This window comes from Cedecea neteri (assembly GCF_000758305.1).
GTDB classification, from domain to species: Bacteria; Pseudomonadota; Gammaproteobacteria; order Enterobacterales; family Enterobacteriaceae; genus Cedecea; species Cedecea neteri_C.
Map to the genome: position 1 here is coordinate 3,485,497 of NZ_CP009458.1, position 12,657 is coordinate 3,498,153.

At 53.0% G+C, this 12,657-nt stretch carries 15 protein-coding genes; 6 read left to right on the top strand and 9 right to left on the bottom strand.

Going from position 1 to position 12,657, the window contains the following annotated elements; translation table 11 throughout:
* Nucleotides 1-75 precede the first annotated feature (75 nt).
* The 5 genes from LH23_RS23545 to LH23_RS23550 all read right to left on the bottom strand — a co-directional run bounded on the left by LH23_RS23545 (nt 76) and on the right by LH23_RS23550 (nt 3,369).
* Nucleotides 76-198, bottom strand: coding sequence for a DUF2474 domain-containing protein (locus LH23_RS23545; protein ID WP_071842737.1), 123 nt, complete (start codon nt 196-198; stop codon nt 76-78).
* The gene (gene cydB, locus LH23_RS16285) at nt 198-1,211 is read right to left on the bottom strand and encodes a cytochrome d ubiquinol oxidase subunit II (protein WP_039293280.1); all 1,014 of its coding nucleotides are present in this window, start codon (nt 1,209-1,211) and stop codon (nt 198-200) included. The genes LH23_RS23545 and cydB overlap by 1 nt, the downstream gene beginning before the upstream one ends.
* The gene (locus tag LH23_RS16290) at nt 1,211-2,605 is read right to left on the bottom strand and encodes a cytochrome ubiquinol oxidase subunit I (protein ID WP_039293289.1); all 1,395 of its coding nucleotides are present in this window, start codon (nt 2,603-2,605) and stop codon (nt 1,211-1,213) included. The genes cydB and LH23_RS16290 overlap by 1 nt, the downstream gene beginning before the upstream one ends.
* Nucleotides 2,606-2,753: 148 nt before the next feature.
* Complete coding sequence (locus LH23_RS16295; protein WP_039293292.1) at nt 2,754-2,966, bottom strand: KTSC domain-containing protein; 213 nt, start codon at nt 2,964-2,966, stop codon at nt 2,754-2,756.
* 46 nt (nt 2,967-3,012) lie between these two features.
* Nucleotides 3,013-3,369, bottom strand: coding sequence for a hypothetical protein (locus tag LH23_RS23550; RefSeq protein WP_081946111.1), 357 nt, complete (start codon nt 3,367-3,369; stop codon nt 3,013-3,015).
* A 366-nt stretch (nt 3,370-3,735) separates the two neighbouring features.
* On the opposite strand from LH23_RS23550, the gene LH23_RS16300 reads away from it, so the two are divergent.
* On the top strand, nt 3,736-4,518 hold the full coding sequence (locus LH23_RS16300) for a chitosanase (RefSeq protein ID WP_039293294.1): 783 nt from the start codon (nt 3,736-3,738) through the stop codon (nt 4,516-4,518).
* A gap of 155 nt (nt 4,519-4,673) precedes the next feature.
* Here LH23_RS16300 and LH23_RS16305 read toward each other — a convergent pair whose 3' ends face one another.
* The 4 genes from LH23_RS16305 to LH23_RS16320 form a co-directional block, all read right to left on the bottom strand.
* The gene (locus LH23_RS16305; RefSeq protein WP_039293311.1) at nt 4,674-5,147 is read right to left on the bottom strand and encodes a hypothetical protein; all 474 of its coding nucleotides are present in this window, start codon (nt 5,145-5,147) and stop codon (nt 4,674-4,676) included.
* A gap of 432 nt (nt 5,148-5,579) precedes the next feature.
* On the bottom strand, nt 5,580-6,350 hold the full coding sequence (locus tag LH23_RS16310; RefSeq protein ID WP_039293318.1) for an inositol monophosphatase family protein: 771 nt from the start codon (nt 6,348-6,350) through the stop codon (nt 5,580-5,582).
* A gap of 9 nt (nt 6,351-6,359) precedes the next feature.
* Nucleotides 6,360-7,367 carry a LacI family DNA-binding transcriptional regulator gene (locus tag LH23_RS16315; protein ID WP_197062522.1) on the bottom strand — a complete coding sequence of 336 codons (1,008 nt, stop codon included), beginning with the start codon at nt 7,365-7,367 and terminating at the stop codon, nt 6,360-6,362.
* A gap of 8 nt (nt 7,368-7,375) precedes the next feature.
* Nucleotides 7,376-8,146, bottom strand: coding sequence for an MBL fold metallo-hydrolase (locus tag LH23_RS16320; protein WP_039293323.1), 771 nt, complete (start codon nt 8,144-8,146; stop codon nt 7,376-7,378).
* 161 nt (nt 8,147-8,307) lie between these two features.
* On the opposite strand from LH23_RS16320, the gene LH23_RS16325 reads away from it, so the two are divergent.
* The 5 genes from LH23_RS16325 (at nt 8,308) to LH23_RS16345 (ending at nt 12,608) form a co-directional block, all read left to right on the top strand.
* The gene (locus LH23_RS16325; RefSeq protein WP_039293331.1) at nt 8,308-9,333 is read left to right on the top strand and encodes an ABC transporter ATP-binding protein; all 1,026 of its coding nucleotides are present in this window, start codon (nt 8,308-8,310) and stop codon (nt 9,331-9,333) included.
* Nucleotides 9,334-9,360: 27 nt separating this feature from the next.
* On the top strand, nt 9,361-10,500 hold the full coding sequence (locus tag LH23_RS16330) for an extracellular solute-binding protein (protein ID WP_039293333.1): 1,140 nt from the start codon (nt 9,361-9,363) through the stop codon (nt 10,498-10,500).
* A 56-nt stretch (nt 10,501-10,556) separates the two neighbouring features.
* Nucleotides 10,557-11,390, top strand: a complete 834-nt coding sequence (locus LH23_RS16335; RefSeq protein ID WP_039293336.1) for an ABC transporter permease — start codon at nt 10,557-10,559, stop codon at nt 11,388-11,390.
* On the top strand, nt 11,387-12,202 hold the full coding sequence (locus LH23_RS16340; protein WP_039293339.1) for an ABC transporter permease: 816 nt from the start codon (nt 11,387-11,389) through the stop codon (nt 12,200-12,202). Before LH23_RS16335 ends, LH23_RS16340 begins: the two co-directional genes overlap by 4 nt.
* A gap of 103 nt (nt 12,203-12,305) precedes the next feature.
* Nucleotides 12,306-12,608, top strand: coding sequence for a hypothetical protein (locus tag LH23_RS16345; protein ID WP_052050276.1), 303 nt, complete (start codon nt 12,306-12,308; stop codon nt 12,606-12,608).
* Nucleotides 12,609-12,657 lie beyond the last annotated feature (49 nt).

Here is a 12,657-nt window from a genome sequence, read left to right on the forward strand (position 1 = left end):
TCATTGCTGTGGATTCAGGAAGAGTCAAAGAGGGAGGGCAGAATATATGCCTCCCCACGATGTACGTTCAGCTAATTAAGATTTAAAGCCAGCCGCGGTCATTAGTAGACGAAATCCCATCCCCACTGCGGCCAGCGCAAATACGCTGGCGCTCCATAGAATAACCATCCACATGACACGTTTAGCGGTTTCTTTCATCAGTGGTAGCCCTCCCCATGCTGCACCTTCCCGCGGAACACGTAATAGCTCCAGAAGGTGTAAACCAGAATGATCGGAATAATAAACAGCGCGCCAACCAGCATAAAGCCCTGGCTTTGCGGCGGGGCGGCAGCCTGCCACAGCGTAATGCCGGGCGGAATGATGTTTGGCCAGATGCTGATGCCCAGCCCGCTAAAGCCAAGGAAAATCAGCCCCAGCGTCAGCACAAACGGCGTGGCGTGCAGGCTGTTCGCCGAGCGAACGCTACGCCAAAGCCACAGGCTGAACAGCACCACAAGCAGCGGAACCGGCAGCAGGAACAGCAGATTTGGCAAGGTGAACCAGCGTTCAGCAATGTTCGCGTGGCGAAGCGGTGTCCAGAGGCTAATCACCGCTATCACCGCCAAAAGCGCCAGCAGCAATGCCGGAGTGAGATGCCGCATTCTTCTTTGCAGAGGATCTTCGCTTTTCATCACCAGCCAGGTGGCACCCAACAAAGCGTAGGCAATGACCAGACCCAGACCGCAGAACAGGTTGAACGGCGTTAACCAGTCGAGTTGGCTGCCAGCAAAATGCCGCCCGCTGACCGAAAAACCTGAGATGACGGCCCCGACGGCAATGCCCTGGCAAAACGTCGCCAGAATTGATCCGCCCAGGAAAGCGTTGTCCCAGAAGGGGCGGTGCGCCGGTGTGGCTTTAAAGCGAAACTCGAAGGCGACTCCGCGGAAAATCAGCCCAACCAGCATCAGCGTGAGCGGGATAGTCAGGGCGTCGACGATAACCGCATACGCCAGCGGAAAAGCGCCAAACAAAGCAGCCCCGCCCAGCACCAGCCAGGTTTCGTTCCCGTCCCAGACCGGGGCTACGCTGTTGACCATCACATCGCGGTCTTCAGCGCTGCGAATAAACGGAAACAGAATGCCAATGCCCAGATCAAAACCGTCCATCACGATATACATCAGGGTGGCGAAGACGATAATTACAAACCAAATAACGGATAAATCGATGCCCATTAGCGCGTCTCCTCAAGTGAATCAGCAACAGCAGACAGCGGGCGGGACGGGGTGCCAGGTGCCGGATGGTCGTCAAACGGCTGAGGGCCTTTTTTGATGAGCCGGATCATGTAGCCGTAGCCGACGCCAAACACCGACATGTATACGACAAAGAAAGCGGCGAGGCTGATGCTCATTTGCAGTGTCCCGTGGGCAGACACGGCATCTTTGGTTCGCAGCAGGCCATAAACCACCCAGGGTTGACGGCCAACTTCTGTTGTAATCCACCCGGCGAGAATAGCAATCAGCCCTGATGGCCCCATCCACAGCGTAAAGTGCAGGAACGGACGGCTCTCAAACAGCCGGTCACGGTAGCGAAGCCACAGGCTGACGACGCCAAGCAGGATCATCAGCATGCCTAAGCCAGCCATCACGCGGAACGACCAAAAGACAATCGGCGAATTAGGCCGATCCTCTTTCGGAAACTCTTTCAGGGCAGGTACCTGTTTTTCCAGACTGTGGGTGAGGATCAGGCTGCCGAGCGCAGGGATTTCAAGGCCAAAGCGGGTGCGCTCCTGCTCCATATCCGGCAGCCCGAACAGCAGCAGCGGCGTTGGCTCGCCGGGACGGTTTTCCCAGTGTCCTTCAATGGCGGCGATTTTAGCCGGTTGATGCTTGAGCGTATTCAGGCCGTGCATGTCGCCGATCATTGCCTGAATAGGGGCGACAATCACCGCCATCCACAGGGCCATTGAAAACATGGTGCGAATGGCTGGCGTACTGTTGCCACGCAGCAGGTGCCAGGCGGCGGAGGCCCCCACGAAGAAGGCGCTGCTGAGAAACGCCGCCACCGACATATGCAGCAGGCGATAAGGGAACGAGGGGTTAAAGACCACAGCCAGCCAGTCCACAGGCACAACCTGGCCGTTGTGGATCTCAAAGCCCTGCGGGGTTTGCATCCAGCTGTTTGAGGCGAGGATCCAGAAAGTAGAGATAATTGTCCCGAGCGCCACCATGCAGGTGGCGAAGAAGTGCAGGCCCGGGCCAACGCGGTTCCACCCGAACAGCATCACGCCAAGAAAACCCGCTTCCAGGAAGAAGGCGGTCAACACTTCGTATGTCAGCAGCGGGCCGGTTATACTGCCGGCAAACTGCGAGAACCCGCTCCAGTTGGTGCCGAACTGGTAAGCCATGACCAGGCCGGAGACTACGCCCATGCCAAAGTTAACGGCGAAAATTTTCGACCAGAAGTGGTACAGCGAGCGGTAAACCGGGTTATTAGACTTAAGCCAGAGCCCCTCAAGTACCGCGAGGTAGCTGGCAAGCCCGATGGTGATAGCCGGAAAAATAATGTGGAAGGAGACAGTGAATGCAAACTGAATCCTCGCCAGGTGAAAAGCGTCTAAACCGAACATGCAGAACTCCGCATAGCAAATTATTCGGCTCGATTGTAGGCCGCGCCACGCCCGGGGTGTAGAAACAGAGGGGCACGAAAAAGGGATAACAGTTTGCTACTGTGATGAAATGAAAGAAAGAGAGGAGCCGAATGGCTCCTCTTAATGTTTAAGCTACTTTGATGAAGGGATATACATTTTTGATATGTTGATTAAAGTATTGGCCTTTTGAACCTGCACTGAGAAGGCCAAGGGGGATTGCGTTGGGAACTTGCATATATTGGTAAATTGAACCGTTATGAAATGCAATTTCGAGGGTATTTGATGTGTGGTCATAACCCACCGAATGAATATTGGATGAGGTTACGTTTTGCCTGATCATAATGTTTATTCCTTATTTTAAAAATCATTTAATATGATTTTGAGTATTATTGGCACCCTTCAGGGCAGGCCCAGCGGCGTGTGTTTCCACTAGGTTGGTCAGGATGCATTTTATTCTCAGGTGGGGTGAAGTCGTGGTAGTTCTGGCACTCCTTCTCATAGGCCGTTTTGGGAGAGCTAGCATATGAATATTTGAAATGTGTGCATTTGGGGCGTTTCCCAATATGTGATTTTAGGCGATCGCATACGTCAGTATCTGAGCGGCCTACATAGCGAACTCTAAAATTTTTATTGTCCATGTAGCCCAGGGCATAGTTACCTGGGGAGGTTTCGGTGATTTGTTCGTCAATTCCTTCGGGTGTGAAAGAATAGGGGCCTTTCATGTCCAGAGTTTTATTAGTCATTTTTTGAAATCCATACTAGACGCCAGAATTAGCGCATTCATTAATTTGCCACTACAAAATGTTTACTCAACTTATTAGTGACTATTTGATGATATTTATCATCATAACTGTCGTTATTTACAAGAATGTTTAATTACATTTTCGTGGAAATTTTCGTGCCGGCATTTAAATATTCACCAAAACTATGAGTGTTTATTGAAATTAATGTTTATTTGTATATGTTTCTCGCCGTTATTAAATATATGAGGAAGTTATGGAATGCCAGAGGTAAATGAATACTGTCATTTTGACAAAGTAACCGCCCCATCTGAGAACCAATCCGAAACTCGCCGGTCTATATCGCGAATGCTCTTTCAGGGGAACAAGATGCTGTCACCAAAATCTGGCGTATTTTTACTGATTGGATTCTGCCTGGCGTCTCAGGCTTTTGCCGTGGATCTGCTTTCTCCCGCCAAAAGAGAGATCGCCATGCAGTTGGTGTCCAGCGCGGAAAACTCCTCCCTGGACTGGCGAAAACAGTATGCCTATATAGAAGATATCGACGACGATCGAGGCTACACCGCCGGGCTTATCGGCTTTACCTCCGCCAATGGCGATATGCTTGACGTTGTGGAGCGCTACACTTCAAGGCGGGCGGCTAATCCGCTTGCTAGGTATCTGCCTGCCTTGAAAACGCTCGCGGAAGAAGAAAGCAGCGCCCATACCGAACTTGATCCTGATTTTGTCCGCGCCTGGAAAAGTGCCGCCAACGATCCTGCCTTTAGAGCCGCGCAGGATGATATCCTGACGGAGCAGTATCTTGAGCCTGCCGTCAAACAAGCGAAAGAAGACGGGCTGAGCACGCTCGGGCAGTTTATCTATTATGATGCGCTGGTCATGCATGGGCCGGGTTACCAGCGTGAGGCGTTTGGGGGCATACGGGCGGCGGCAAAAAAAGTCGCTGAAACGCCCGTGCAGGGCGGCAGCGAGCAGGCCTGGCTGAACGCGTTTTTAGATGCCCGGGTGACGATTATGCGGGAGGAAAAAGCCCATGAAGATACGTCGCGAGTTGAGCTTGAACAGCGTCGTTTTCTTAGGGAAGGGAATTACAGCCTGTCGCCCCCGCTGCGCTGGCGAACCAATGATGAAGACTTTGCGATTGGCCACTAACGGGAACAACATTGATTCACATTAAGAGGCTTAGTATCGAAATATTTAATCTGTAATTTTTAAAAATGGTGTGTACAAGCAATGCCTGTATCTTCAGAAGTGCCAGATACTCACCTTCTCGCTTACTGATAAAGTATGTGGCATTTCTGTAGTTTTTATCTCAATGCACGACGAGTGGGAAGAATGATATGCTCAGAAGTAAAATATAATACTTTGTGAACGCCATCGATCATAACGTTTTTTCGTTTAGGTTGGAAACATTTCATTTTATTTTCGTACCCCCCAAAAGTACCTGCTGGCGAGTAACGCGTAGTATACGCTCTCACTGGCTTTTCGAGGTGTGAAGCTAATACATTTGCAACTGAAAATATCCCGCCGAAGCCACCTGCGCAACAATATAATCGGATTTCATTAATCATCATCCAGTCAATATCATGTTGAATTGCACTTTTCTCTATTGCATTTTTAATCTTATTGGCAAGCGTTAAGCCTGACATATGATTAGCATTGAATATCATGCCATGCATAGTAATTTCCAGTGCTCTATCCATCCTATTGTAAGTAAGATTTCCATCAGCTCCTAAGAAAGATGCGTCAATAATAACATCAGCAGTTAAATGCTTTTTCATTTAAATTATCATCCTTTGTTGTTCCACTACTATAAAATAGTTTCTGATATGTCGGTGCTATTACGCGAGCACCCCGGTTGAGATAAGCTCCATTACCCGAAAAGGAAAGAAATGTACCCACGCCGGGAAAACTAAAGGAGGCGTGATTGGCATCGCTAATAACAAACTTTCCATGTAAAGCCACAGATAACCTATGTCCATATTTAGAGGATGGATAGAGTATGTGCTACTTATCAAAGTTTCTATTTTTTTGTTGTATTAAATAAATAAAAAATGACTTGGCGCAATTTTGGTTTTATTGCAGGGGTTGGTTATTGAAGGGTGTTATGAATTGAGTGCGAAATATATGCTTAAATAATAATTACTGGCATTATTTAAAATGAAACAATTATGCCGCCACCGAAAGTAAAGTGGCGACTATTAAGGCCGAAATTAATCAACTGTGCCTTCCAGCAGCGCCATTAACCTTTCCTGTACGCTGGTGCACCCAGCCAGCACCAGATTGCCTTTCAGCAGGCCACCATTGGCGAGAAACGCGTTACTGCTGCCGCCCGCCTCGGTGATCAGCAGCAGCCCGGCCAGTGCATCCCAGCTGTTCATATGCTCCTCATAGTAGGCATGAATCTGGCCCGCGGCAACGTGCGCCAGCATCAGCGCGCCTGCGCCAAAACGGCGGTACTCCATACCGTCGTTCAGCACATCTTCTATGGTGCGCGCATAAAGAGGAACGGGCGCGCGACTAGAGCGCCCCAGGCCGATGACCACGCTTTCCGGAGACGGATCGTGAAGTTTGAGTGGTTTGCCGTTCAGGAAGGCACCCGCGCCGTGCCGGGCAAAAAAGAACTCATCGCGGTCGGGGGCGAAGATAATCCCCAGCTCAATTACGTTCTGCCTGACGTAAGCGAGGGAGATGCACCAATAGTCCATGCCAAGAATAAAGTTGGTGGTGCCGTCTACCGGGTCGAGCACCCAGACGCCGCGCTCGCCTTCCACCAGGCCGCTTTCTTCCCCCAGAAATCCATCCTGCGGGCAATGCGTCTGCAGCCAGTTTTTAATCTCTTGCTCAACCAGAATGTCCGCCTGGGAGACGAAGTCCTGGCGGCCTTTTTTCTCCACGCTTAAGCCTGCATCGCGCAGTGCCTGGGCGCGGACGCCCGCTTCGCGGATTAACGTACATAACGCTTGTTGCTGTTGTTCGGTCATGTTTTGCTCTTAAGTAAGGGAAATCGACGTATGTCGGTGAATCAGGTTGACCTTCACCCAACTGGTGCGTGAAGGCTGTGAAGGCATCCGGGCACGTTCCAGCAGATGAGCCAGCGCCAGCCGGGAGATTTCCGCCACGTCCTGGTTAAGGGTGGTGAGCCGGTAGCTGTACTGCGCCGTTTGCGGCGTGTTATCGAAGCCGATCAGCTGAAAATCCTGCGGAGCATGTTTGCCGCGCTGGCGCATCCCGTCGAGAAAACCACAGGCCAGCTGGGCGTTGGCGCAGAAAATACCCTCCGGGATCTGTTCCACAGCAGTTGCGGCCTGCCAGCCGCCTTCATAGCCTTCTTCCGCACAAAGCAGTGAAGCAATATTTTGCTCAACGTTTACGCCAAGTTCGATCAGCGCCTGACGGAACGCCTCGCCGCGCATTCTGCCGGCCCAGGTAGAAGAGTGATTATTGAGCCAGCCAAAGTGTTTGCATCCACTCTTGACCAACTGTTCAGCGGCGAGCACCGCCCCGGCGGCGTTATCCGAGCAGACGTAATCCACGCCGGGAATGTCAGGCTGGCGGTTGATGCCGACCACCGGAATATGCTGCTGCACACACTCGTTCACCAGCGCTTCGGGCGGTTTGCCGGAAGTGACGATGACGCCGGAGACGCGAAACTGCGTGAAGTGCCGCAGGGTTTCCGCCAGCTCCTGCTCGGAGCGGATCTCCGTCACCAGAGCCTGAAAGCCGTTGCGCTGAATTTCGCTGAGAAGACCGTCAAGTAAACTGCTGCGAAACGGATCGTTGATGCGAGACACGATGACGCCAATCAGATGGCTGCGTCGGCGGTTAAGCCCCTGTGCAAGAAAATTAACCTGATAGCCAAGCTCTTCGGCGACCTGCAGCACGCGTTCTCGCGTGGCAGGGGAAATACTGCCGTTATTGCTTAGCGCACGAGAAACCACAGCGCGCGAAACGCCCGCCCGGCGCGCGACATCTTCGGCAGTCACGCTTTGTTTATGTATCGACGAACTCAAGGCAAATAATCCTCAGTGTAAAACCGCTGCTGATGGAAGTCGTACTGCAGCCCGTCATGGCTGACGAACAGCCCGGCGTGAGGGCGGCAGGCCAGCTTCAGCGCGGGCAAAATGGCATCGTTACAGTGGTACAACCCCAGAGACGGCAGCCCCAGCGAAGTAAACAGCTTCAGGCAGCCGGGGAAATCCCCGTGGGAGGCGTCCTCCGCCAGTTCAGACAGTGAGGCACACTCCTGAAATGCCAGGTCCACTCCGGCCATCAGTGCGATGGAGTCGTCGGTTGGCCGCCCGTCACCGCTATAGAACAAGGCATATTCCCTAATATCCACGCGCAGCGCCAGATTCGGCATTTCATGGCGGGTTGGGGCGGTGCGAACCCGCCAGTGATGCCAGTGGAAATCCGATTCGCTGTCGCGCCATTCGATGGGGAAGCAGAGCGAAGGTTCTGGCCAGTTGGCGAGCGATGCCAGCTGCATCAAAACCTCGCGCTGTGCCGGCTGGCTGTAGATCACCAGCGGCTTTTGGCGGCCAAAACTCTTCCAGTGATTCAGCAGCGCCGTTAGCCCGGTGCAGTGGTCGGGATGCACGTGGGTGAAAAACAGCACGTCGATGTCGTTGATGCCACCGCCTCGCTGCCACAGCGCGCGGGGCACGGTAGGGCCGCAGTCGATGAGCCATTGCCGGTTTTCGTCATCAACAATCCGCAGCGCGGAAGTATTTTGCCAGCGGGAGAAAGCGCTGCCGCAGCCAAGCACGTCGATTTTCATTGCCCCTCGCTAAAAATTTATCGCGGTTAATTAAAGTGTCACAAAGACACGCCACAGTAGGCTCACATCATCTCTGAGCGGCGTTTCATTTTTTTTACAGCAAAATGAACACGTGTTCATTCAGAGCAAAAAAGACTTAATCAAACCTGTCGGATACCGTTATGAGCTACCTGGAAATGGCGCACCTGCAAATTAGTTACGGCGAAAAGGTGGTGCTGAAAGAAATTAATCTTGCCGTGAAGAAAGGCGAGATGATTGCATTGCTTGGCCCGTCCGGCTGCGGGAAAACAACGTTATTAAACGCTTTGTGTGGGTTTATTCCGGTTAAGCAGGGCCGCATTGTTGTGGCCGGAAATAACATCACCCAAAGCCCGCCGGAAAAGCGAAATATCACCATGGTATTTCAAAGCTATGCGCTATGGCCGCATTTAACGGTGGAGCAAAATATTGGTTATGGCCTGAAGCTCCGCAAGTGGCGGCGGGATGCTATTCAGACCAGAGTGCTTGAGCTGTTGCAGATGGTGAACCTGACAGGGCTTGCCGGGGCGAAAATCACCGAGCTTTCCGGCGGGCAGCGGCAGCGCGTGGCCCTGGCGCGCGCGCTGGCCATAGAGCCAGATGTGCTGGTGCTGGATGAGCCGCTGTCGAACCTGGATGCCAAAGTCCGGCTGAACGTACGCCATGAAATCAAGCAGCTACAGAAAAAACTGGGCTTTACCTCGGTAATAGTCACCCACGATCAGCAGGAAGCGCTGGTGATGGCCGACCGCATCGTAGTGCTGAATAATGGGCAAATCGAGCAAACCGGCACCCCGGAAGAAATTTACCAAAAGCCCGCCACGCCGTTTGTGGCTGATTTTATGGGAGCCGATAACCGTATTACGGCGGAAGAAATAAATGCGCTGGGCCTGGCCACGCTAAATAATAGCGGCGAACAGGAAGTCTATTTCAGAAGCTCGGATGCTGCGCTTTCACCATTAAATAAATCATTTTCGGAGAGTGGATTAACGCTTGAAGGGGTGATTGAGCAAAATGCTTTTATTGGCCACAACTACCGCTATGCCATTCGCTGCCGGCAGCGTCTTTTCCATGCCGACTCCGAGGATAATTTGCCGCTGAATACAAAAGTCAGGCTGCATGTGCCTGAGTCAGCCCTGCATATTTTTAGTTCGTCCCACACAGCTTGAACCAGTCTATTTCTCTGAGGGGTAATTATGTTTACTAAAACCAGGCTTGCCGCCGTCACGGCGCTGTTTTTAAGTTATGGCGCACAGGCGGAAACCGTTTTAAACGTGGCCACCGCCGGTGACCAGAATATGGTGGATTACGTCAAAACCTGGCTGGGGCCAAAGTTTGAGGCCGCGCATCCGGGGGTGAAAGTGCGCGTCGTCGGCACCGGGCCGGGGGATGCAGGCTCGAATAAAATCATCGAAAAACTTAGCGCTCAGCAGCAGAGCGGGGCGAAAACCTGGGATATCGATGTGGCCGTGGTGCACCAGAAAGCGGGCGGCGAACTGGTGGAAAAAGGACTGCTGGAGAAGTACCGCCAGCAAATTAAAACGGGCGACATGGTCACCGCAGATAACGCGAAAAATGCGCTGGGGGTGAACGTCGACGGCTATGTGATGCCGATGTTCCTGAGCCAGACGGCCATCGCCTGGAACAGCGAAACCATGAAAGCGCCACCGGCCTCGTATGACGAGCTGGTTGAGTGGGCGGCGAAACACCCGCAGGCGTTTGGCTACAACGGCATTAAAAACGGCATGTCCGGCGTCAGTTTTGTCGTCGGCTGGATCTACGCCTACGGCACCGACGCCCAGCGTTTGTCCGCCTTGCCTTACGATAAGAGCGTAGAAAAGAACTGGTCGCAGGCCTTCGAAAAACTGAAAGCGTTTAATAAGAACGTGACCTTTACGCCGGGCAACGCCGGGACGCTGGATATGTTGACCCGCGGGGAAATCGCCATGGGACCGGTCTGGGTGGATATGTTCTACACCTGGAAAGATCAGGGCAAACTGCCGCCGTCCATCAAGCTCGCCTTGCTTTCACCGGGCATGCCGGGGCAGCCGATGTATTACGTCACCCCGGCCAAAGCGGCACAGCCTGAACTGGCGCGCGAGTTCATTGCGCTAGCCACCAGTCCGGAAGTGCAGGCCGACGGGATTGTGAAGCAGTTCAACTGGTATCCGGGTATTGACGCGAAGTACGTTAAACCGAAGCTGGACGACGCGACCTGGAGCAAACTGTTTGCCGAGATTTCCCCGAAAGCGCTCGCCGATTACGGCAAAAGCTTCCCGATAACGCCTTACTTTGACGACATCAAAGAAGGGTACGAAAGCCAGGTGTCTAACTAATCCCGTCCCGGCGCCCGGTTCAGGTCGGGCGCCACGCTCAAGTTCAAAGGTTTGCTATGCGCGTTTCGCTAAACTATCTGCTGCTGGTGAGCCCCGCCGCGCTGATGATTGTGGTGCTGTTTCTGTACCCGCTGGGCTTTTCTCTGGTGGCCGCCTTTACTTCTGATGCCGGGGCGCTGACGTTACAGCACTTCGCCAAAGTCCTGACGCTGTACTCCAACGATATCCTGTTCACGGTGTGTATCGTGCTGGTGTCGGTTGCGCTGTTGGCCACGTTGTCGATTACGATCTCGGCGGTGATTACGCTTTCTTCCTGCCGCCTTGTTGTTCGGCTGCTGGGCATGCTTTACCGCCTGCCGCTGTTTATTCCGTTTATCGTTGCCGCACAGATGATGCGCACGTTTCTCGCCAAAAACGGCCTGATGAATAACCTGCTGGTTGCCAGCGATCTGGTGCAGCCGCTGGACACGATTTCCTGGCTTGGCTGGAAAGGGATCATCATTACCTTTGTCTGGAAACAGCTGGCGTTTGCCACCCTGCTGATTTGTGGGGCGATGGCGGCGCTGGAGCCTTCGCAGGTTCTGGCTGCCAGAAACCTGGGGGCTTCGCGCGGTCGCATTCTGTTCGACATTATTTTGCCGCAGGTATTACCGGCTATTGGCGTTGCGATGGTGCTTTCCACGGTGACCATGATGTCCGTGTTGTCCGTGCCGCTGATGATTGGCACCGGAACACCAACGATGCTGACCGTGGACATGGCGTTCCGCGTTAACTCCTACAGCGATTATTCGGTGGCTAACGCGCTGGGGGTGATCTCGCTGCTGATTTGCGGGGCGCTGTCCTGGTTTTATCTGCGCCACAGCCTGCGCCAGAAAGGAGGGGAAGCATGAGCCTGATAAAAGGCCGATTCGGCCTGCCGCTGCAGGGGCTGCTGCTTGCCTTTATGCTGTTTGCGATGTTCGGTCCGCTGTTGAACCTTCTGGTCTGGACGGTGGCGGAAAGCTGGTTTTATCCGCATACCTTGCCGAGCCAGTGGGGATTAAAGTACTGGTATCAGGTATTTAGTCCGTACAGTGATGTGTCCGGCTCGCTGCTGACCAGCGTATTTATTGCCGTGCTGTCGGTGCTGGTTTGCCTGTCGATATCGATTCCCGCAGGGTACGCGCTTTCCCGCCGGGCAATGCCGTTTCGGGTGATGTTTATGCTGCTATTTTTGATCCCACAGGCGTTTCCAAACCTGACGGTGTATATGAACATCGCGCGGCTTTTCTATCAGTGGGGGCTGAACGGCACCGTGGCTGGCGTAGTGCTGGTGCACAGCGTACATGGCCTGATGTATTCAGTCTGGATTTGCGTGGCCGCATTTTCGGCGATTGATCCACTGCTAGCGCGGGCATCGCGCAATTTAGGGGCAGGGCCGCTGTTTACCTTCTGGCATATCGTGCTGCCGCAGGCTTTGCCGGGGATCGTGGCCGCCGGGATCTTTGTATTCCTTGAGTCGCTGGATGAGTTTACAGGCACCTTTTTCGTTGGTGCGCCGGATATCACCACGCTGCCGCTATTGCTTTACAACGCCAGCATGTCCGGGAATTACCAGGTGTCGTCGATTACCGCGCTGATCTTACTGGTGCCGTCGCTGCTGTTTATGCTGGTCATCCATAAGTTTATGCGGCCTGAGATGCTGTCGAAGCTGGGCAAGTGATACCAGGCATTGGCTACAATACAGATAATTCCGGGCTGATAATGTTTTAGATTATCCGCCTGAGGGGGTGAAACCCCGTTATCCGTTTGTTTTCGAGGTGTTCATGAAGAAGCGATATGCGCTTGCAGCAATCCCGGTATTACTGACGACCTTTAGCACCCTGGCTTCCTCGGAAGCGGCCTGGCAGCAGCTGGATAAAGACGTGCAAAAAAGCTGCCTCGCCATCAGCGCCCTGCAGGAGAAAAAGATAGAAGGGAAGCGCACCGACTTCAGTGATGAGGTCGGTTACTCGGCGGTGGTGATTTCAGGCAACTACAAATTTAAGAACAGTAACCCTGTGCCGGGCAAAGAGCTGTGCCTTTATAACCGCAAAACGAAAAAGGCCAGCCTGGAACAGATGCAGTAGCATTTTTGCTCGGTTAAAGAATATATCCCTGCAAAGACAATCTCTTTGA